We start from the raw sequence: 20579 nt of genomic DNA, 5'->3' as shown, positions 1-20579 counted from the left end.
TCCCATGACGGAGTCCGCCCGCTGCCCCTGCGCCTCGGGGGATACGTTCGCCGCCTGCTGCGGACCGCTCCTCGATGGCGCTCCTGCCCCGACCGCCGAGCGGCTGATGCGCTCCCGGTACACCGCTTTCGTGCGGGAGGACGGGGCGTACCTGCTCCGCACCTGGCACCCGGAGACGCGACCGGAGACGATCACCTTCGAGGCGGACCTGGAGTGGCGGCGTCTGCTGATCGTGGACCGCGTGGCGGGCGGCCCGTTCGACACGGAGGGCGTGGTCGAGTTCGAGGCGTTCTGGCGGCAGGGCGGCACGCGCGGATCGCTGCACGAGCGCAGTCGCTTCGTCCGTGAGAACCGGACGTGGTTCTACGTGGACGGCGACATCCGGTGATGCGGCCCTCGGCCCGGCAGCGAGTAGATTTGAGAGCGTGAACGCCACCCCGGAGAACCAGCGCACCCTGCTCGACATCGCGGACCTCGACCGGCGCATCGCGCAGGCGGAGCGCGCCCGCACGCAGCCGAGCCAGGCGGGCCGGATCGCCGAGCTCGTCGCCATTCGTCAGGAGCAGCTCCGCGAGCTCACGGTCCTGACCGGCGCCAGGGACGACGCCCGCACCGAGCTCTCGCGGCTGGAATCGGACGTCGCGCTGGCCGAGCAGCGGCGCGACCGCGACGCCCAGCGCCTCGCGGCGGCCACCAACCCGAAGGAGGCGCAGGCGCTGGAGCACGAGCTCGCCAGCCTCGCCAAGCGTCTGAGCGACCTGGAGGACGCGGAGCTCGACGTCATGGGCCGAGTCGAGGAAGCCGACGCCGCCGTGGCCGCCCAGCAGGCGCTGCTGGATGCGACGACCGCGGAGGGGAGTGCCCTCACCGCGCAGGGCAAGGCCGACGTCGCCGCGGCGACCGACCTCGGCGCCCAGCTCGCCCGCGACCGGGAGGCGGTCGCCGCCACCGTTCCCGCGCCGCTTCTCGCGGAGTACGATCGCCGCGCCGCGAACAGCGCCGGAGCCGCGCTCCTCACCCGCGGAACCTGCGAAGGCTGCCGCATGATGCTGCCCGGCACCGATCTCAACGAGATCCGTCGCGCGCCCGAGGACGAGGTCGTCTCGTGCCCCGAGTGCGGCTGCATCCTCGTGCGCACCGAGGAGTCGGGACTCTCGTCATGAGCGCATCCGGCCTGCACCGCCCGTGACGGCGCCGGCGTCGGGCCCGGAGCGACGCCTCGCGCTGGTCGGCCTCGGTGCGGGGGAGTACGCCGCGATCGAGCTGGACGAACACGACGAGGAGCAGCAGCGCACGCTCCTGCCCGCGGCGGAACTCGCGGGATGGGTGGCCGCGGTCGAAGCCGCCGACGCCCCGCGGTGGATCATCCGCAGCGCGGCCGAGATCTACGCGCTGCTCCTGAGTGAAGGCGTCAGGATCACGCGCAGTCACGACCTCGTCCTCTGTCACGCGATCCTGCGCGACACGGCCATGGTGTCCACGCCGCTGGCGCCTGCCGCCGCATGGGAGCGCCGCGACCCGGTCGACACCACCCCCTCCCTGTTCGACGTCCTCGACGAGGAGTCCGGTGAGGACGCGGTCACCGCAGCACTCGAGCAGTACCGCGCGCAGCGGACCGTGATGGCGGAGGCGGCCGATGGACGCCTGACGCTGCTGTGCGCCGCAGAGTCGGCCGGCGGGCTGATCGCCGAGGAGATGCGCGTCGCGGGGCTCCCGTGGGACGCCGGGGTGCACGACGCGATCCTCACCGAGACCCTTGGCGCTCGTCCGGCTGCGGGCGGGCTGCCCCGACGGATGGTGGAGCGCGGCGACGAGGTGCGGGCGCTGCTCGACGACCCCACGCTGCACCTGGACAGTCAGCCGAAGCTGCTGCGGGCGCTGCACCGCGTGGGCGTGTCGGTGGAGTCCACGAGCAAGTGGGAGCTGTCGGCCCACGAGCACCCCGTGATCGAACCGCTCCTCGCCTACAAGAAGCTGTCTCGACTGCTCAGCGCGAACGGCTGGACCTGGCTGTCGGAATGGGTGCAGGACGGCCGCTTCCGCCCGGTGTACATCCCCGGGGGCGTCGTTACCGGACGGTGGGCATCGGCCGGCGGCGGCGCGCTGCAACTGCCGCGCAACCTCCGCCCCGCTGTGCGTGCGGATCCGGGCTGGGCCCTCGTCGTCGCGGACGTCGCCCAGCTCGAGCCGCGGATGCTCGCGGCCATGGCGGCCGACGAGGCGATGGCGGCCGCGGCACGCGGCGGCGATCTCTACGCGGGGGTCGTCGCGTCGGGTGCCGTCGCGACCCGCGAGGAGGCGAAGTACGCGGTTCTGGGAGCGATGTACGGCGCCACCAGCGGCGACAGCGGGCGACTCGTTCCCCGGCTGCGGAAGGTCTATCCCCGCGCCATGGCGCTCGTCGACGACGCGGCGCGTGTCGGGGAGGACGGCGGCATCGTGTCCACCTGGCTCGGTCGCTCCTCGCCGCGTCCGCCCACGGAGTGGATGCGGCTGCAGGCTGATGCCACGGGCGCCGACGCCGATCCTGCCGTGGTCTCCCTCGCCCGCCGCCGCGCACGGGAGTGGGGGCGCTTCACCCGGAACTTCGTCGTCCAGGGCACCGCGGCGGAGTGGTCGCTCATCTGGCTCGCCGAGATCCGTCACCGCCTGGCACAGCTTCCCGAGGTCTTCGGCGCGGCCGAGGCATCGGGGCCGTTCGCCCGGGAGCCGCACCTGGCGTTCTTCCTGCACGACGAGGTCATCCTGCACACACCGCAGGAGCACGCGGAGGCCGCGGCCGACGCCGTCCGCGAGGCCGCTGCCGTCGCCACCACCCGCCTGTTCGGCACCTTCCCGATCGACGTGCCGCTCGATCTGCGCATCGCGGACTCCGCCGAGAAGTGAGGCCCCGTAGACTGGAGGGGCGAATGGGTCGACTGGACGGTCGCGTGGCGGGAAACCGCACCGAGGAACGTCCGGGCTCCACAGGGCAGGGCGGTGGGTAACACCCACCCGGAGTGATCCGCGAGACAGTGCCACAGAGAGCAGACCGCCCCGCGAGGGGTAAGGGTGAAAGGGTGGTGTAAGAGACCACCGGGGGCCGTGGTGACACGGCCCGCCAGGTAAACCTCGCCCGGAGCAAGGTCAGACAGAGGATGATGACGCGGCCCGCCGAGTCCTCGGGTAGACCGCTGGAGCGGCACGGCAACGTGTCGCCGAGAGAGATGGCCGTCGAAGGGGCGAAGAACCCCGGAACAGAACCCGGCGTACAGGTCGGCCCATTCGCCTCGAACGCCGAAGGCCCCGATGACTCCCGTCATCGGGGCCTTCTCTCGTTGGGTCCCTGAGCCTGTCGAAGGGCCCTGAGCGTCCCGCTGGGTCCCTGAGCCTGTCGAAGGGTCAGTCGCCGGCGAGCGAGGCCGCGCCGATGATGCCCGAGTTGTTGCGGTGGATCGCGGGGACGATCGGCGTCTTCAGGTCGAGCAGGGGCAGGAAGTCGCCCGCGTTCTTCGACACGCCGCCGCCGACCACGAACAGGTCGGGGCTGAACAGGAACTCGATGTGGGAGTAGAACGCCTGCAGGCGCTCGGCCCACTCCTCCCAGCTCAGGCCCTCGCGCTCGCGCGCCGAGGTGGCCGCATAGGTCTCGACGGACTCGTACTCGCGGAAGTTCAGGTGGCCGAGCTCCGTGTTCGGAAGCAGCACGCCGTCGTACAGGAACGCGGAGCCGATCCCGGTGCCGAGCGTGGTCAGGAGCGTGAAGCCGAGCACGTCGCGGGCGGCTCCGTGGCGGGCCTCCGCGACACCGGCGGCGTCGGCGTCGTTCACGAAGACGATGTTGCGGCCGAGGCCGTCGCGGAAGAAGCGCTCGGCGTCGAAGTCGATCCACTCCTTCGAGACGTTCGCCGCGGAGAGGGTCTTGCCGCGCTTGACGATCGCGGGGAACGCCACGCCGAGCGGCAGGGTCGACTCGTGCACGTCGAGCGTCTTCAGGACGGTCTGCACCGCGACGAGGACGTCTTCCGGTGCCGCGCCGGCCGGAGTGGGCACGCGGACCCGATCCGAGGCCATGGTGCCGTGTTCGAGGTCGACGATTCCCGCTTTGATGCCCGTGCCGCCGATGTCGACGCCGATCGCTTTTGCCATGGCCGATAGCTTAGCGACCACGGTGCACGCCAGTAGGATCGATGACATCACCCCAACCGCTCGCGGGAAGAAGGAGCAGCCATGACCGACGGCGATCACAAGTACTGGTACAACTCCGTCACGGGCGAGGTCGAGTTCGGCATGCTGTCGCCGTCCATCGACCGCATCGGCCCGTTCGACACCGAGGCCGAGGCGCGTCGCGCCCCCGAGGTGCTCAAGGAGCGGTCGCGTGCCTGGGCCGAGGAAGAGGCCGCGGAGCAGGGCTGGGACGCGAAGCCGTCCAGCGGCTTCGGTGCGGAGAAGGGCCAGGGCGCAGAGTAGCCATGGACAAGCAGAGGGACTTCGTCCTCCGGACGATCGAGGAGCGCGGCGTCAAGTTCGTGCGCCTGTGGTTCACCGACGTGATCGGCACGCTCAAGTCCGTCGCCATCGCGCCGGCCGAGGTCGAGGGCGCCTTCGCCGAGGGCATCGGGTTCGACGGCTCCGCGATCGAGGGGCTGACCCGCACGTACGAGTCCGATCTGCTCGCCCAGCCCGACCCGACGACCTTCCAGACGCTGCCGTGGCGCGGGGAGATCGACCCGACCGCGCGCATGTTCTGCGACCTCACCACGCCCGACGGACAGCCCGCGGTGGCCGACCCCCGTCACGTGCTGAAGCGGACGCTCGCGAAGGCCGCCGATGCGGGCTTCACGTTCTACACGCACCCGGAGATCGAGTTCTACCTGCTCAAGTCGTCGTCGTTCGGTCCTGAGGGGCCCGTCCCCGTCGACTCCGCCGGCTACTTCGACAACGTCCCCGGGGGCACGGCGCACGACTTCCGTCGCCGTTCGGTCCGCATGCTGGAAGACCTCGGCATCTCCGTGGAGTTCAGCCATCACGAGGGCGGCCCCGGCCAGAACGAGATCGACCTCCGCTACGCCGACGCCCTCACCACCGCGGACAACGTGATGACCTTCCGCACGGTCATCAAGGAGGTCGCGATCGAGCAGGGCGTGTACGCCACGTTCATGCCGAAGCCGCTCAGCGGCCAGCCCGGCAGCGGCATGCACACGCACATGTCGCTGTTCGAGGGCGATCAGAACGCGTTCTACGAGGAGGGTGCGAAGTACCAGCTCTCCAAGACGGGCCGTCACTTCATCGCGGGCCTGCTCAAGTACGCCAACGAGATCTCCGCCGTGACGAATCAGTTCGTCAACTCGTACAAGAGGCTCTGGGGCGGCGACGAGGCCCCGAGCTTCATCACGTGGGGCCACAACAACCGGTCTGCGCTCGTCCGCGTCCCGATGTACAAGCCGAACAAGGGGCAGTCCTCGCGCGTCGAGTACCGCGCGCTCGATTCCGCGGCGAACCCCTACCTCGCGTACGCGCTCATGCTCGCCGCCGGTCTCAAGGGCATCGAGGAGGAGTACGAGCTTCCGCCGGAGGCGGAGGACAACGTCTGGGCGCTGAGCGACGCCGAGCGCCGGGCGCTGGGCTACTCCGCCCTGCCCGCCAGCCTCGACCACGCCCTGGAGTACATGGAGGCCTCCGAGCTCGTCGCGGAGACGCTGGGGGAGCAGGTGTTCAACTACGTGCTGCTCAACAAGCGCAAGGAGTGGGAGGCGTACCGCGGCCAGGTCACGCCGCTGGAGCTGAAGAACAACCTCGAGCTCCTCTGAGCGCGGCATGGCTCGCCCCGACGCCTCCGTCTCGCTCTCGGCTCTCGCCCGGCTCGGGTTCGCTGAGCTGAGCGAGGCCGCGGCGTCGCTGGCGGAGCTCGAGAGCCTGCTCGGCGTGCCGCGCGCGATGCTGCTCGAGGCGGCCGTCGCGGCGGACCCGGATGCGGCCGTTCGCGGGATGCTGCGGGTCGCTCGACGAGACCCTGCCCCGCTGCGGGCGCTCGCGGACGACGAGGAGACGCGCCGGCGCGTCTGGCGCGTCTTCGGTGCCTCTGTGGGACTGGCGGAGTTCTTCCTGCGGCATCCCGACGAGCTGGACGTGCTGGCCGCACCGATCGACGTGCTCCCCACGGCGGACGTGTGGCGCGATCGCCTCCTCGCCGCCGTCGGGGCGGAGGACGGGTTCGCCGACGCGGCGGACGACGGGACGGTCGTGGCGCTCCGCGTCGCGTATCGGCGGAACCTCGCGGAGATCGCCGCCTACGATCTCGGTCACTCGCGCCCCGAAGAGGTCGTCGCCGCGGTCGCCGCTTCCCTCGCGGATCTCGCCGGCGCCGCCCTCGAGGCCTCGCTCGCGATCGCCCGCACCCACCAGGCGCCGTCCGCCGGTCGGGACGCCGTCGCTGCCACTCAGCTGGCCGTGATCGGCATGGGGAAGGCCGGCGCGAGGGAGCTCAACTACGTCAGCGACGTCGACGTCATCTTCGTCGGCGGCACGGCGGATGAAGAGGCGCTTTCCGAGCCGCAGGCGATCGACATCGCCACGCGCCTGGCCAGGGACACCATGCGCAACCTCAGCGCCATCGAGGTCGAGCCGCCGCTCTGGGAGGTCGACGCGGCGCTGCGCCCGGAGGGCAAGCAGGGCGCCCTCGTGCGCTCCCTCGCGTCGCACGTCGCGTACTACGACCGGTGGGCGAAGAGCTGGGAGTTCCAGGCTCTGCTGAAGGCTCGTCCGCTGGCCGGCGACCCCGACCTGGGCGCCGCATACATCGACGCGGTGCAGCCGCGCGTGTGGTCGAGTGCCGCCAGGGAGGAGTTCGTCGAGAGCGTCCAGCGCATGCGCGAGCGGGTCATGGAGCACATCGACCCGGAGGACGCCCCGTACCAGCTCAAGCTCGGCGCGGGCGGGCTGCGCGACATCGAGTTCACGGTGCAGCTCCTGCAGCTCGTACACGGTCTCACCGACGAGTCGCTGCGCACGCGTGGCACGCTGGAGAGCCTGGACGCCCTGGTCGCCGGCGGCTACATCGGCCGGGCGGATGCGGGCACCTTCGCGGACGACTATCGGGTGCTGCGGCTCATGGAGCACCGTCTGCAGTTGCGCGACCTCAGCCGCACCCACCTCATGCCCAAGACGCCGGCCGGCCTGCGCATCCTGGCGCGCAGCACGAAGCTGGCTGAGACGGGGGAGGGCGTCTGGGCGCGCTGGGAGAGCGTCCGCCGCGAGGTGCGCGACATCCACACCCGCCTCTTCTACCGCCCGCTGCTGAGCGCCGTGGCCGGACTGCCCGAGGAGGAGCGCACCCTCTCCGCGGAGCAGGCTCACGACCGGCTCGCCGCGATCGGGTTCCGCGACCCGGCGGGAGCGTTGCGCCACATCGGCGCGCTGACACGCGGACTCAGCCGCAAGGCGACGATCCAGCGGCACCTCATGCCCGTCATGGTGCGCTGGTTCGCGGACGGCAGCGACCCCGACTACGGCCTCCTCGCGTTCCGCCGCATCAGCGAGCGGCTGGGGGATACCTCGTGGTTCCTGCGCATGCTGCGGGACTCCTCCGGTGCGGCAGAGAGCCTCACCCGACTGCTGTCGTCCTCGCGGTACATCGGCGAGCTGCTGGAGTGGATCCCGGAGTCGGTGGCGTGGCTGGACAGCGCCGAGCGACTGCGTCCACGGAGCGCGCAGGCGCTCGACGACGAGGCCCGAGCGATCCAGACGCGCCATGAGACGGTCGCCGACGCGTTGCGGGCCGTCCGGGCCCTGCGGCGTCGCGAGCTCCTGCGCACGGCGATGGCGGCCGTCCTCGATGTCGTCACCATCGAGGAGGTGGCCACCGCGCTCACCGACATCACGGATGCGACGATCCAGGCCGGCCTCCGCGCCGTCCTCCGCGAGGTCGTGCCGCCCGAGGACACGGCGCTCGACTTCGCGGTCATCGGCATGGGGCGGTTCGGCGGCGCCGAGCTCGGCTTCGGGTCCGATGCGGACGTGCTGTACGTGTACGACGCGAACGGCGTCGACCCGGGCAGAGCGGAGAAGCTCGCGACGCGGATCGTGGCCGGGCTCCGCGAGCATCTGACGGATCATCGCCTGCCCCTTGACCTCGACGCGGGTCTGCGGCCCGAGGGGCGCAACGGTCCGATCGTGCGGTCCCTCGACGCCTACGCGGCCTACTACCGCCGCTGGTCGCTGTCCTGGGAGGCGCAAGCGCTCCTGCGGGCGCGCGGTGTCGCCGGGAGCACGAAGCTCATCGGGCGGTTCATGGAGCTCGCGGACAGCATCCGGTACCCGGAGACGGTCGACCTCCAGGGGCTCCGGGAGATCAAGCGGATCAAGGCGCGCGTCGAGGGGGAGCGGCTGCCGCAGGGCACGGACCCCCGTCGTCACCTCAAGCTCGGGCCGGGGACTCTCAGCGACGTGGAGTGGCTCGTGCAGCTCCTCCAGCTGCAGCATGCGACCGACGTCCCGGGTCTCCGCACCACGTCCACGCTGCACGCGCTCGACGCCGCGGTCGCAGCCGGGCTCGTCGAGGAGGACGACGCCGAGCGCTTGCGGGCGGCCTGGCTGCTGTCGAGCCGGCTCCGTTCGGGCATCACCCTGCTCACGGGGCAGACGAGCGACGTCCTGCCTGCCGACCGCCGTCAGCTGGATGCCCTGGCCCGTCTGCTGGGCTATCCGCCCCGGTCGGCGACACCACTCGAGGAGGACTACCTGGCGGTCACGCGGCGCGCCCGGCGGACCTTCGAGCAGCTCTTCTACGGCTAGACGGCCGGTCGAGTTGCACGATCGTCCTCCGTCGCTCAGAGTGAGCGTATGACCTCTCCTCGCATCGGCGTGATCTGGAACCCGACGAAGTCCGACCGGGATGTCCTCGGGGAAGCGGTGACCCTCGCGTTCGGCGAGGAAGCCGATGTGCGCTGGGGGGAGACCACCCCGGACGACCCCGGGCGCGGCGTCGCGGCGAAGGCCGTGGAGGAGGGTTGCGCTCTCGTCATCGCGGTCGGCGGCGACGGCACGATCCGCGCCGTCGCGGAAGCTCTGGTCGGAACCGATGTCGCTCTCGGGATCGTGCCGCAGGGCACGGGCAATCTGCTCGCGCGCAACCTCGGTGTGCCGCTGGAGGGCGTGCTGCCGGCGCTCGAGCACATCCGCGACTCGGAGCCCCACCGCATCGACCTCGGCTGGGTGGAGTTCGACGGCGAGGAGCATGCCTTCTCCGTCATGGTCGGCTTCGGGGTCGACGCGCAGATGCTCGTGGAGACCAACGACGACCTCAAGGATCGCGCCGGCTGGCTCGCCTACGTCGAGGCGATGGGGCGCGCACTGGCCGGCACCGAGATGACGGACATCACGCTGCAGCTCGACGACCACGAGCCGGAGGAGGTGCGCGGGCACACGCTGCTCGTCGGCAACTGCGGCATGCTCCAGGGCGGCATCCGCCTGCTTCCGGACGCCGTCCTCGACGACGGCCTCCTCGACATGCTGCTCATCAGCTCCGACGGCGCGCTGCAGTGGCTCGACACCGTCCGCTCGGTCGTCTGGGACAACGGCATCCGTCGCATGATCGGGAACGTCGATCAGGCGGTCAGCACGGACTCCACCACCCACGTGTCGGCGGAGCGGATCCGCGTGCAGCTCGCCACGCCGCAGATGTTCGAGATCGACGGCGAGGAGGTCGGCGAGATCGACGCCTTCACCGTGCGCGTGCAGCCGGGCGCCGTCCTCGTCCGCTGATCAGGCGACGGTCACCGCGGGCGGCGTCTTCTTCCTGTCCTGGTTGGGGAAGACGACCTTCTGCACGATGATGATGATGCTCGCGGCCACCGGGATCGCGACGAGCGCACCCAGGATCCCGCCGAGCGCGCCACCGGCCACTGCGGCGATGACGACTAGTGCGCCCGGGACGTCGACGGCCTTGTTCATGATCCGCGGAGAGAGCACGTACGCCTCGATCTGCATGTAGATCAGGTAGTAGATGATCGCGATCAGCGCGGTCGTCGGCGAGACGAACAGGCAGATGAGCGAGATGATGATCGACGCCGAGAGGGTTCCGACGAGCGGGATCATCGAGCCGATGAAGGCGATCAGTGCGAGCAGCGCCGGCACCGGCGCTCCGATGATGGTCAGGAAGATGAGGCTCAGGATGCCGTTGGTGAGCGCGAGGCTCGCCTGACCGATGACGTAGCGCCCGACGGCACTGGAGACGTCCTCCAGGAGCTCGCTGAACGTGTCGCGCTGGTACGCCGGGACGAACCGGGCAGCCACCCGCTTCATGCTGCGCAGCGACGCCATGAAGTAGAGCGTGAGGATGACCACGATCGTGATGCCCGTCAGGCCGCCGGCGATTCCGGCGCCGACGGCGAAGACACCGCCGCCGATGTCGAGGAAGTTGTCCGGGTTCTGCACGAAGCCGACCACGCCGTCGACGGCGTCCTTGATCGTGCCGCCGAACTGTCCGCTGACGTCCTGGAACCAGGCGCTGTTCGTGAAGTCCTCGATCATCTTCGGACCGTCTTTGATCAGGTTCCCGATCTGCTCCGCGAGGGTGGGGACGATGGCGAGGATGATCCCGGCGAAGGCGAGGAGAACCCCGATCACGACTACGGCGACCGCCGCCGGACGGGGGAGCTTGCGCTCGATGAACCGCACGATCGGATCGAGGCCGAGCGCCAGGAAGAGCGCGACGCCGATGTAGACCAGCACGGTGGCGAGCTGGCCGACGATGCCGCCGATCATGAGCGCGACGAGAACCCCGAGGGCACCGAGGAGACCGAACATGAACGGGTTCGCCCTGGCGCCGGCGACCACACTCGACGGCGACCGTCGCTGCGCGGACACGCTGGGTGCCTGATCCGGCGGTGCGATCAACTTCCTGCGACGCATGGTCCCCTCCCTCTGTCGATACTCGACACTCGATCATCCTCCACCCGGTCCCGCGCGCTGCTCAGCGACACCCGCCGGCTCGGCGGGCGTCGGGAGCGTCGGATCAGTGGCTGCTGTTGCCCTTGCCGCTGTTGCCCTTGCCGTTGTTGCCGTCGCGGCCGGGGCTCTTGCCTCGGTTCTCCTGCGCCTGCGGTGCGGCGTTCTCGGGCAGGCTCTCCTCGGCGACCGACTCGGTGACCGATGCGGTCGGTGCCACAGGGGTCGCGGCCACCGGCTCGACGGCGACGGTCTCTGCCGGCTCCGAGTCGACGAGGGTGTCCGCGGGAGCCGGCTCGACCGGCACGAGGTCCTCGACGCCCTCGACGATCCTCGACGCGCCATCGGACACGGCGCCCGAGCTCGCGAGAGCCTGCTCGCCGTGTCCGAGCAGTGCTGCGGAGGCGGTGGTCACCACGCCGAGCACGACCACCGCGGCGATGAGGAGAGACTCGCGACGACGGCGCGTACGCCGTGCCGGGGACGGGGCGGGGTGCGCCGCGGCGGCGCGACGGCGGGCGCGAGCCTCGGCGCGCGTCCGGGGGAGGGCGCCTGCGGTCGGCGCGGGAAGCGGCACGGTGACATCCGTTGCCACCTCTTCGGTGACGGGGAGATCGATCAGCCGGCGCAGTTCGCTCTCGACCTCCAGAGCGTGCGGCCGTGCTTCGGGCTCGATCGCCGTCATCGCGGTGAGCAGTGCGGCCCACTCCGATCCCAACTCCGCGGGGATCTCCGGCGCGATGTGGAGACGGGCGAGGGCGGATTCGACGCTGAGGGTGGGGGCGAACCCAGGCTTGCCGGTGAGCGCCTCCAACAGGACGAGACCGAGCGCGTAGATGTCGACCGCGGGACGGATGTCGCCGTTCCGCAGCTGCTCGGGTGCCATGTAGGTCAGCGTCCCGAGGACGATCCCGGGGGTGGTGACACGGGACATGTCGATGGCGCAGGCGATCCCGAAGTCGGCGAGCTTCGCGCTCCACCTGCCGTTCGTGTCGAAGGGCGGCGTGAGCAGGACGTTCGAGGGCTTGATGTCGCGGTGCACGATGCCGGCGCTGTGCACGGCGTGGAGGGCGGAGGCGATGTCCGCCCCGATCGTGGCGATCTCGCGCGGGGTCACCGTCGCGCGGGCCATGCGCTTGCTCAGCGTCGGTCCCGGCACGTACTCCATCACGAGGTATTTCGGTCGTCCGGGCTCGAGGTGCGCGTCCAGGAGCGTGACCAGGCCCGGGTGGTTGAGGCCCGCGAGGAGCGCCTTCTCCGAATGCACCCGCTCCACGGACAGTACGGCATCGTCGGACTCGCGGAACATCTTCACCGCGACGGTGCGTTCGAGCGCGATGTCCTCCGCGCGGTACACGGTCGCCATCCCGCCCATGCCGACGGCCTCCGCCAGGCGGTAGCGGCCGTCCAGAAGCGCGGCGGTGGGCGGGGCTTCCTGGGTGATCACGGCGTCCTCCACTGGCGGGACCGGGTATCCCGACGATGTCTTCACCGTATCCGCGCAAAAAAAGCGACGCGTTGGGGTTGACGTAGAGCCCGACACCTGCAATGGAGGATCCACGGGGAGCTGAGAGACTGGACGGATGGCAGGGATTCACCACGTGGAGGTCTGGGTCGCCGACCTCGTGTCGTCGCGAGCGGAGTGGGGGTGGCTGCTCGGTGCGGTGGGTTTCGTCCGCGCCAGCGCGTGGCCCGAGGGCGAGTCCTGGGAGGCGGGTGGCGCGTATGTCACCCTCACGACATCCCCGAACCTCAGCGGCAGTGAACACGATCGTCGTGCCCCGGGCGTGAACCATCTCGCCTTCGCTGCGGGCCCGCGGGACCGAGTGGACGCGATCATGGCGGCGGCGCCCGAGCACGGCTGGCGGCCTTTGTACGCGGAGCGCTACCCGCACGCCGGTGGGCCGGATCACTACGCCGGATGGCTGGAGAACTCCGCGGGCTTCAAGGCCGAGATCGTCGCCGAGGAGCGCTGACGCGGGCCCTGCCCGGAGCGCCGTTACCGCCAGAGGCGGGCGGCGTGCTGGCGGTCTCCAAGACTCTCATCGTTGCTCCGACAGCTCTTGGCTGAGGTCGAGCTCGCGGAGGACGTACGGCTGAGCGACGGTGTCGGTGAGGTAGTACGTGTAGAAGATGACCGCGGCTTCGTCTGCTGTGAACACCTCGTTCGGGAATACACGCACCGCACGGGTCTGACTGATCGGGATCAGCGTCGTCGTCCCGTCGACGGGCTCAGGGCGCCCGATCGTATAGAGGTGGCTCTTGCCGTCAGGTCCAAGAAGTCGGACTTCGACAGTAATGCCATCGGCTGATCCCGCCGCCTGGATGAAGGAGCCGGTCAGGTCTTCCGGCGTGACGAATCCCTTCTTAGGGTTCTCGGCTCGCCAGATGCTGCACGTGAACTTCGTTTCCCCGTCGAGGCGTCCCAACATGAAGCAGAGCTCGTCAGGGATGGGACGGTACGCGTCCGTGACGAATCCGTAGAGTCCCGAGGGAGAGGCCGAGGCGTGGGTGGGCTTGAACGTCAAGGCACAACCTGCGTTTCTACTCGTGTGACGACGATGTCTTCGCCGTCCGGTTTGGCGCGGGCGGGGGTTCCATCCCGAACCGTATGAGCGTCACTTCCAGAGGCGGGCGGCGGTGCTGGCGGTCTCCATGGAGATGGCGTTGGCGGTGATGAGTCGTCGATTGGCTTCGGCGAGGGCGGCCTTCATGCCGCGGATGGCGGTGTCCCAGTCGTGGTGGGCGCGGTCGTATGCGGCATGGGCCTCACCGGACCATGAGGATCGCAGCAGGGTGGCCTCCGCGTCGAGGCCATCGAGCGCGTCTTCGAATCGCCGGACGGTGAGAGCGAGACGCGCGACCGTGTCGCTAATGGCGTCGTGGCGGACCGCGACTCTCATCGTTCCTCCGACAGCTCCTGGCTGAGGTCGAGCTCGCGGAGGACGTACGGCTGAGCGACGGCGTCGGTGAGGTAGTACGTGTAGAAGATGACCGCGGCTTCGTCTGCTGTGAACACCTCGTTCGAGAACACGCGCACCGCACGGGTCTGACTGATCGGGATCAGCGTCGTCGTCCCGTCGACGGGCTCGGCACGCCCGACCGTATACAAGTGGCTCTCACCGTCAGGTCCAGGCAGTTTCACCTCCACCGTCATTGCGTCGGCAGAGCCTGCCGCCTGCATGAAGGTATCCCCGGCAGGCTCGCGGAAGCCCACGGTGCTGGAGGGATCGGATCCGGGCCAGATTATGTAGGTCAGCTTTCGCTCGCCGTCCAGGTGGCCCAGCATGAGCCTCAGATGCGCGGGAATGGGGCGGAAGCTGTCCGTGATCCAGCCGCGCTGCCCGCTGGGTGTTTCTTCGCCATGCGTAAATGGCGCTCTCATGGGACATCCCTGCTCTCTACTCGCGTGATGATGATGTCATCACCGTCTAGTTTGCCGCGCGCGGGCGTACCTGCGTTTACGGCATCGTCGAACTGGCGCTGGGTGCTCGATGCCCTGCCATACTCATCGATAGCCGAGCCGGACTTGACCTCGATTCCGGTATAGGTGTTCGACCCGTCATTATTCTTGACCAACCCGTCGTACGAGCGGCTCGCTTGCGGGGCGCCCTCATAGGTGACGTGAACTTTCCTTCGAATCACGTCGACCCCTGCCTCAGAGGCATACTCGTCGAGTCCGACTTTCTCCTTGTCGACCCAGGGCCTGATCTCCTGGCCATTCGCATAGCGCCCACCGGTGTCGCGCCCATCCCCGCGATCGACACCCTTGCGGGAGTCGGAGGCTCGGTCGGTTTCGCGGAACGACCGCCCGGTTGCATCGCCGATGAGTCCTGCACCGACGCCGGCGACGCCGATGCCTGCTGCGGCGATGGCGGGAGCGCCGGCGAGGGCACCGACGCCGGTCACCGTCAGGCCTGCGCCGCCGACAGCGAGTGCGGCGCCTCCGATGAAGGTCGCAGCCCCGCCGAGGAGTTCGAGGATGATGTCCGGGTGCTCCCAGAGCGTCTGCGCGGAGACGGCGAGCATGTCCATCGTGGCCTGGAACGGCTGCACGACAGCAAGGGTGAACACCGCCTCGGTGACGGCATGCTGGGCTGCGGTCGCGGCCTCAGCCTCGGTGAGCGGCATGCGCGCGGCCTCTGCAGCCTGGTCCAAGCGGACTGCGCAGTCCCGGGCGAAGACCTCCAGTGTCGCCCGGGCGTTGAACAGTACCTCTCTGGCCTGCTCATGCGCCGGACCGGACGGGTCGACGAACGGCACCTTCACCTCCGGGTGCCGTAGGCCCTGCCCGACCCGAAGCTCACGGACGTATGCGCGGTGCGCGGCCAGTGCCGTGGCGGCCTGCTGCTCGGCCTCGTCCCACAGGGTGATGGCGCGCGCGGCTTCCTCCTGCGCCCACTCCAGCGCATCCGCCCAGGTGAACAGGGCGTGAGCGCCCTCGCGGAGCCCGTCGCCGGCGTTCGACCAATGCAACAGCTGACGATCGAAGCGCGTCAGGTAGGCGTCGTAGGCCTCGCCCGTCCAGGTGCCCTCATCGTCGAGCGTCGCGAGCTGGTCGTGCACCCGTGCCGCAGCCACGCCGTGTGCCTTCCATGCCTCGGCCGTCGCCCTGACCTCGCCGGGGGAGCCGGGGATGAGGGCGGTGGCGGAGCCGGTCTGCCCGAGCTCCATCATTCTTCCCAGATCATCGCGTCGACCTCGGCCTTCGCGGCATCCGTCCCCTCGTCGAAGACCCGGGCCGTCGTCGCCAAACGCTCGGTGAACTCGTCGGAGTCCGTCACCCGGGCTGCGAGGCCCGCAGACCAGGCTTCGGCGAACCGCTCAGAGGCTGCGACCACCCACTCGTGGCCGGCGCTCGTCGGCGGGGTGAGGTCGGTCGCCCCGATGTCTGCGACGATGCGCCGCGTCTTCGCCGCCATCGTCCGCAACACGTCCGTGTCGACCTCATAGTCCTGCGACATGCCGCCCTCTTCCTGCGAGCCCCCCGGCTGCGGGATCGAGCATAGGCGAAGACGGAGTCAGAAGACAGCGATATGTCTGGATCCGTGAATGAAATAACCTCGAATGAGTACGGAGGGGTAGGACTGCCGTCATCTCCCGGCCCCCGGACGGCGAAAGAGCCCGCCCCCAGATGGGGACGGGCTCTCTCGCGATCCGCGGTCGGCTCAGACGCCGAAGTACAGCTCGTACTCGAACGGGTGCGGGCGCTGAGCGATCGGCAGGATCTCGTTCTCGTACTTGTAGGAGATCCAGGTCTCGATGAGCTCCTCGGTGAACACGCCGCCCTCGAGGAGGAACTGGTGGTCGGCGCGGAGCGCCTCGAGGGAGTCCAGCAGGGAGTTCGGCACCTGCGGGATGTTCTTGGCCTCCTCGGGCGGAAGCTCGTAGAGGTCCTTGTCGACGGGCTCGTGCGGCTCGATGCGGTTCTTGATGCCGTCGAGGCCCGCCATGAGCTGCGCGGCGAAGGCGAGGTACGGGTTGCCCGAGGCGTCGGGGGCGCGGAACTCGATGCGCTTGGCCTTCGGGTTCGAGCCCGTGATCGGGATGCGGATCGCGGCGGAGCGGTTGCCGGCCGAGTAGACCAGGTTGACCGGAGCCTCGAAGCCCTTGACCAGACGGTGGTAGCTGTTCAGCGTCGGGTTGGTGAAGGCGAGCAGTGCCGGCGCGTGCGCCAGGATGCCGCCGATGTACCACCGCGCGATGTCGCTGAGCTGACCGTAGCCGGCCTCGTCGTAGAACAGCGGCTTGCCGTCGTTCCACAGCGACTGGTGGGTGTGCATACCCGAGCCGTTGTCGCCGTACAGCGGCTTCGGCATGAAGGTGGCGACCTTGCCCCACTCCTCGGCGGTGTTCTTGACGATGTACTTGAACTTCAGGATGTCGTCCGCCGCGTGCACCATGGTGTCGAAGCGGTAGTTGATCTCCTGCTGGCCGGCCGTTCCCACCTCGTGGTGGGAGCGCTCGAGGATGAAGCCCGCATCGATGAGCTTGAGGGTGATGTCGTCGCGCAGGTCGGCCGTCTTGTCGACCGGGCTGACGGGGAAGTAGCCGCCCTTGTAGGGGGTCTTGTTGGCGAGGTTTCCGCCCTCCTCCTCGCGGCCGGTGTTCCACGCGGCCTCCTCGGAGTCGACCTTGTAGAAGCTCTCGCCGGCGGTCACGGAGTAGCGCACGTCGTCGAAGATGTAGAACTCGGCCTCGGGGGCGAAGAACGCGGTGTCGGCGATGCCGGTGGAGGTGAGGTACTTCTCCGCCTTCTTCGCGACCTGACGCGGGTCCTTCGAGTAGATCTCGCCGGTGCGCGGGTTGTAGATGTCGAAGATCATCACGAGGGTGCTCGCCTCGCGGAAGGGGTCGATGTACGCCGTCGTCACATCCGGGATGAGCTGCATGTCCGACTCGTGGATGCTGGCGAAGCCGCGGATGGAGGAGCCGTCGAACAGCTGTCCGTCCGTGAAGAAGGCCTCGTCGACCGTCGCCGCAGGGATGTTGAAGTGCTGCTGCACACCAGGGAGGTCGGTGAAACGGATGTCAAGGAATTTGACGTCGTTCTCCTTGATGTAGGCCAGTACCTCGGACGAATCTTTGAACATGTACGACTCCTGTGATGCGGATCGATGGCTTCGGGGCCACTCTGCACAGTACGGACGGGGGATTTCTCCACGGTATCCGCTTTGTTTCGTCCGTGTTACAGCGTGAGCAGGATCAGAGGGCATCCACAGCCTCGGTAGGCTGGAGGGGTGACGGATGCTGTGAACACGTACCCCGGTGAGCGACTCGGACTCCCGGAGTCCGGACCGGGGAGCATCGGTCGCCCTGGACGTCGGATCGGGGCCCTCGCGATCGACTGGACGGCAGCTGTCATCCTCTCCGTCGCGTTCTTCCAGTACGACCCGTTCGCCACGCTGCTCATCTTCGGCGTGGTGCAGATCCTCTTCATCCCGACCGCGGGCGGCAGCCCCGGGCACCGCATCCTCGGCATGCGCGTCGTCCGTCTCGACGGCGGATGGGTCGGCCTGTGGCGCCCGATCGTGCGCACGCTGCTGCTCCTGATCGTGATCCCGGCCGTGGTGTGGGATCCGGATCAGCGTGGCCTGCACGACAAGGCCGTGGGAACGGTCCTCATCCGCGCCTGACGCTCAGGCGCGGCCGCGGTTGCGCCGACGTGCCTCACGGGGCGCGCGACCTCCGAGGAAGGAACGCGCCGGATCCACGACGTAGCCGCGACGCAGCGCTTCCCGGCCGATCAGCATGCGGAATCCCATCTCGTCCCGGTTGCTCAACGTGACCTCGGCCATCACCTCGCGGTCGACGAGCCGGATCATCAACTGCACGACGAGACGCTCCTGCGCGTGCCCGGACGAGCTCCGGACGGCCCGGCGATCGTGGATGGGGGACTCCACGACGACCGCGTCCTCCTGGCTGTCCTGCCAGGGCTTCACGCGGAAACGCACCCAGGCCTCGCCGTCGCGCTCGAACTCCTGGATGTCGAACGCGTGCAGGGACGAGGTGCGGGCGCCGGTGTCGATCTTGGCTTTGATCCAGTCGACGCCGAGATCGGGCAGGCTCACCCACTCGCGCCACCCCGTAAGGGTGTTTGAATGGGTAGACCTACTCACCTGATACATCCTGGCAGGAAATCCCCCGTGAAGATCGCAGTGCTGTCCCGTGCGCCGCAGGCGTACTCCACCCAACGCCTCCGCGCGGCCGCACTGCAGCGGGGCCACAACGTGAAGGTGCTCAACACGCTGCGCTTCGCGATCGACCTCACCTCCGATGAGCCCGACCTGCACTACCGGGGCCGGCAGCTCAGCGACTACGACGCGATCCTGCCCCGCATCGGCAACTCGATCACGTACTTCGGCACCGCCGTGGTGCGGCAGTTCGAGCAGATGGACGTCTACACCCCCAACACGGCGAACGGCATCTCGAGCGCGCGCGACAAGCTGCGGGCGAACCAGATCCTCTCCCGGCACAACATCGCGATGCCTCCGACGGCCTTCGTGCGCAACCGCGCCGACGTGCGACCGGCGATCGAGCGCGTCGGCGGCGCCCCCGTGGTGATCAAGCTGCTCGAGGGCACCCAGGGCATCGGCGTCATCCTCGCGCCTCAGGTGAAGGTGGCCGAGGCCATCATCGAGACGCTCCACTCCACCAAGCAGAACGTGCTCATCCAGAAGTTCATCGCTGAGAGCCGGGGGCGGGACATCCGCGCGCTCGTCGTCGGGGACCGCGTGGTCGCGGCCATGCGCCGCTCGGCGGCCGGAGACGAGTTCCGCTCCAACGTGCATCGTGGCGGCTCGGTCGAGGCGATCGAGCTCGACCCCGTCTACGAGCGGGCCGCCGTGCGCTCGGCCCAGATCATGGGCCTCCGTGTCGCCGGCGTGGACATGCTGGAGGGGGACGAGGGACCCCTGGTGATGGAGGTCAACTCCTCCCCGGGCCTGCAGGGCATCGAGACCGCGACCAAGCTCGACGTCGCGGGAGCGATCATCGACTACATCGCCGGTCAGGTCGCCTTCCCGGAGATCGACGTGCGGCAGCGCCTCACGGTCTCCACGGGCTACGGCGTCGCCGAGCTCATGGTCCACGGCGCCGCGGACCTCGTCGGCAAGACGCTGGGGGAGGCGGGCCTGTGGGAACGCGACATCACGGTGCTCACGCTGCACCGCGGGGTCAGCGTCATCCCGAACCCGCGCAAGCACGTGGTCCTCGAGGCCGACGACCGCCTGTTCTGCTTCGGCAAGCTCGATGAGATGCGCTCGATGATCCCCGAGCGTCGTCGCCGGCGGGCGAAGGTGCGCCGCCTCCCCAAGCAGCCGCTCTCGGAATGAGAGAAGCGCGGCCGCCCTCGATGAGGACGGCCGCGCTTCGCGGTTCCGGGGAGCGGGTCAGCGCGGACGCTGCGCCCGCACCTTCGTCGGGTCGATCCCCTTCGGGATGGGAAGCGACGACAGCGACTGCGACACCGAGTCGATGCGGCGGATGACGGCCGCCATGGTGGCCTTGTCGATGGCCTTCGGAAGCTTCTTGATGGTCTTCGCGAGGTCGGCGATCGGCACCTCGTCCTCGCCGTGCCCGACGTAGAGCACCGTGATCGGCACGCCGTGGGCGACGCGCTGCGCCCGGCTGCGCTCCTCGTTCACCAGTCGCGTGAGGCGTCCGCGGGCGCCCTCGCCGACGACGACGATGCCGCCGCGGCCGACCGTCCGGTACACGGCCTCCTGCGTCTTCGGGTTGATGCCCACCGGTGTCTCGGAGGCCTGCCACTGACGACCCAGGCTGGTGCTGAGCACGTGACCCGTCGCACCGGGCATGCCGTCGATCTTCGTGTACATGGCCGAGGTCGAAAGTCGGGTCATGAGGAAGAGGGCGCCGAGGACGCCGAGCATGAGGCCGGTGATGGCCCACAGGACGAGGGTCCACACCTGGAACGGCGGGATCAGGTAGCCGGCCAGGAGACCGAGGAGCACGCCGCCGATGAGGATCGCGGCCTGCGCCCAGGGGAGCCAGGGGTAGGCCTCGCGCGTGAACCGGAAGAGGGACTTGATCTGGGAGAAGAACCCAGGACGCTTTTCGGGTTCGGGAGCACGCTTTGCCATGGAGACCAGCCTACCGAGTCCGAGAGCCTTGCGATGCCGCCGTTCGCGTGC

Annotated in this window: 21 protein-coding genes and 1 other RNA gene; 11 read left to right on the top strand and 11 right to left on the bottom strand. The window is 69.3% G+C overall.

Features of this window, described 5'->3' with window-relative positions:
• The first annotated feature begins 4 nt into the window (after positions 1 to 4).
• The 4 genes from B7W94_RS16195 to rnpB all read left to right on the top strand — a co-directional run bounded on the left by B7W94_RS16195 (position 5) and on the right by rnpB (position 3267).
• On the top strand, positions 5 to 388 hold the full coding sequence (locus tag B7W94_RS16195; protein ID WP_025103608.1) for a YchJ family protein: 384 nt from the start codon (positions 5 to 7) through the stop codon (positions 386 to 388).
• A gap of 37 nt (positions 389 to 425) precedes the next feature.
• Positions 426 to 1163 (top strand): zinc ribbon domain-containing protein, encoded by a 738-nt coding sequence (locus tag B7W94_RS16190; protein ID WP_085607651.1) that lies wholly within the window; start codon positions 426 to 428, stop codon positions 1161 to 1163.
• 22 nt (positions 1164 to 1185) lie between these two features.
• Positions 1186 to 2886 carry a bifunctional 3'-5' exonuclease/DNA polymerase gene (locus B7W94_RS16185; protein WP_085607649.1) on the top strand — a complete coding sequence of 567 codons (1701 nt, stop codon included), beginning with the start codon at positions 1186 to 1188 and terminating at the stop codon, positions 2884 to 2886.
• A 24-nt stretch (positions 2887 to 2910) separates the two neighbouring features.
• Positions 2911 to 3267: RNase P RNA component class A (rnpB, locus tag B7W94_RS16180), an RNA gene on the top strand.
• Positions 3268 to 3381: 114 nt separating this feature from the next.
• Here the strand turns inward: rnpB and ppgK are convergent.
• Positions 3382 to 4128 carry a polyphosphate--glucose phosphotransferase gene (gene ppgK / locus B7W94_RS16175; protein WP_025103605.1) on the bottom strand — a complete coding sequence of 249 codons (747 nt, stop codon included), beginning with the start codon at positions 4126 to 4128 and terminating at the stop codon, positions 3382 to 3384.
• Between the two features lie 81 nt (positions 4129 to 4209).
• Here ppgK and B7W94_RS16170 point away from each other — a divergent pair, with 81 nt between their 5' ends.
• Genes B7W94_RS16170 through B7W94_RS16155 form a run of 4 tightly spaced genes read left to right on the top strand, consistent with a single transcriptional unit; the run spans position 4210 to position 9741 of the window.
• Positions 4210 to 4449 (top strand): hypothetical protein, encoded by a 240-nt coding sequence (locus B7W94_RS16170; protein ID WP_025103604.1) that lies wholly within the window; start codon positions 4210 to 4212, stop codon positions 4447 to 4449.
• A gap of 2 nt (positions 4450 to 4451) precedes the next feature.
• A complete protein-coding gene (gene glnA / locus B7W94_RS16165) occupies positions 4452 to 5789 on the top strand; it encodes a type I glutamate--ammonia ligase (RefSeq protein WP_085607647.1) in 1338 nt (445 codons plus the stop codon).
• 7 nt (positions 5790 to 5796) lie between these two features.
• Positions 5797 to 8772 (top strand): bifunctional [glutamine synthetase] adenylyltransferase/[glutamine synthetase]-adenylyl-L-tyrosine phosphorylase, encoded by a 2976-nt coding sequence (locus B7W94_RS16160; protein WP_085607645.1) that lies wholly within the window; start codon positions 5797 to 5799, stop codon positions 8770 to 8772.
• Positions 8773 to 8820: 48 nt separating this feature from the next.
• Positions 8821 to 9741: a diacylglycerol/lipid kinase family protein gene (locus B7W94_RS16155; RefSeq protein WP_025103601.1), complete on the top strand. Its 921-nt coding sequence runs from the start codon at positions 8821 to 8823 to the stop codon at positions 9739 to 9741.
• Here B7W94_RS16155 and B7W94_RS16150 read toward each other — a convergent pair whose 3' ends face one another.
• Both B7W94_RS16150 and B7W94_RS16145 read right to left on the bottom strand, forming a co-directional pair.
• Positions 9742 to 10845 (bottom strand): AI-2E family transporter, encoded by a 1104-nt coding sequence (locus tag B7W94_RS16150; RefSeq protein ID WP_374460143.1) that lies wholly within the window; start codon positions 10843 to 10845, stop codon positions 9742 to 9744.
• A gap of 148 nt (positions 10846 to 10993) precedes the next feature.
• Positions 10994 to 12373 carry a serine/threonine-protein kinase gene (locus B7W94_RS16145; RefSeq protein ID WP_139833344.1) on the bottom strand — a complete coding sequence of 460 codons (1380 nt, stop codon included), beginning with the start codon at positions 12371 to 12373 and terminating at the stop codon, positions 10994 to 10996.
• 136 nt (positions 12374 to 12509) lie between these two features.
• On the opposite strand from B7W94_RS16145, the gene B7W94_RS16140 reads away from it, so the two are divergent.
• Complete coding sequence (locus B7W94_RS16140) at positions 12510 to 12902, top strand: VOC family protein (RefSeq protein ID WP_025103598.1); 393 nt, start codon at positions 12510 to 12512, stop codon at positions 12900 to 12902.
• Positions 12903 to 12968: 66 nt separating this feature from the next.
• Here B7W94_RS16140 and B7W94_RS16135 read toward each other — a convergent pair whose 3' ends face one another.
• The 6 genes from B7W94_RS16135 to glnA (B7W94_RS16110) all read right to left on the bottom strand — a co-directional run bounded on the left by B7W94_RS16135 (position 12969) and on the right by glnA (B7W94_RS16110) (position 17519).
• Positions 12969 to 13454 (bottom strand): hypothetical protein, encoded by a 486-nt coding sequence (locus B7W94_RS16135; RefSeq protein WP_085607643.1) that lies wholly within the window; start codon positions 13452 to 13454, stop codon positions 12969 to 12971.
• Between the two features lie 90 nt (positions 13455 to 13544).
• A complete protein-coding gene (locus B7W94_RS16130) occupies positions 13545 to 13829 on the bottom strand; it encodes a WXG100 family type VII secretion target (protein WP_025103596.1) in 285 nt (94 codons plus the stop codon).
• Positions 13826 to 14215, bottom strand: coding sequence for a hypothetical protein (locus B7W94_RS16125; protein WP_025103595.1), 390 nt, complete (start codon positions 14213 to 14215; stop codon positions 13826 to 13828). The genes B7W94_RS16130 and B7W94_RS16125 overlap by 4 nt, the downstream gene beginning before the upstream one ends.
• Positions 14216 to 14307: 92 nt before the next feature.
• Positions 14308 to 15600, bottom strand: coding sequence for a putative T7SS-secreted protein (locus B7W94_RS16120; RefSeq protein WP_367379571.1), 1293 nt, complete (start codon positions 15598 to 15600; stop codon positions 14308 to 14310).
• Positions 15600 to 15890, bottom strand: a complete 291-nt coding sequence (locus B7W94_RS16115; RefSeq protein WP_085607639.1) for a hypothetical protein — start codon at positions 15888 to 15890, stop codon at positions 15600 to 15602. Before B7W94_RS16115 ends, B7W94_RS16120 begins: the two co-directional genes overlap by 1 nt.
• Before the next feature lie 204 nt (positions 15891 to 16094).
• The gene (gene glnA, locus B7W94_RS16110; protein ID WP_025103592.1) at positions 16095 to 17519 is read right to left on the bottom strand and encodes a type I glutamate--ammonia ligase; all 1425 of its coding nucleotides are present in this window, start codon (positions 17517 to 17519) and stop codon (positions 16095 to 16097) included.
• Positions 17520 to 17666: 147 nt separating this feature from the next.
• Between glnA (B7W94_RS16110) and B7W94_RS16105 the strand changes: the two genes are divergently transcribed.
• Positions 17667 to 18062, top strand: coding sequence for an RDD family protein (locus tag B7W94_RS16105; protein WP_025103591.1), 396 nt, complete (start codon positions 17667 to 17669; stop codon positions 18060 to 18062).
• Between the two features lie 3 nt (positions 18063 to 18065).
• Here the strand turns inward: B7W94_RS16105 and B7W94_RS16100 are convergent, their stop codons facing one another.
• Positions 18066 to 18554, bottom strand: coding sequence for an ATP-dependent zinc protease family protein (locus B7W94_RS16100; protein ID WP_036292426.1), 489 nt, complete (start codon positions 18552 to 18554; stop codon positions 18066 to 18068).
• Positions 18555 to 18572: 18 nt separating this feature from the next.
• Here B7W94_RS16100 and B7W94_RS16095 point away from each other — a divergent pair, with 18 nt between their 5' ends.
• A complete protein-coding gene (locus tag B7W94_RS16095) occupies positions 18573 to 19760 on the top strand; it encodes a RimK family alpha-L-glutamate ligase (protein WP_025103589.1) in 1188 nt (395 codons plus the stop codon).
• Positions 19761 to 19817: 57 nt separating this feature from the next.
• Here the strand turns inward: B7W94_RS16095 and B7W94_RS16090 are convergent, their stop codons facing one another.
• Positions 19818 to 20528, bottom strand: coding sequence for a DUF4191 family protein (locus B7W94_RS16090; protein WP_025103588.1), 711 nt, complete (start codon positions 20526 to 20528; stop codon positions 19818 to 19820).
• Between the last annotated feature and the right edge of the window lie 51 nt (positions 20529 to 20579).

Origin of the sequence: Microbacterium sp. LEMMJ01, assembly GCF_002114135.1 — a bacterium.
Taxonomy (GTDB): domain Bacteria; phylum Actinomycetota; class Actinomycetes; order Actinomycetales; family Microbacteriaceae; genus Microbacterium.
Note: the sequence above shows the minus strand (reverse complement) of the source record. Positions and strands in the feature narration are given on the sequence as shown.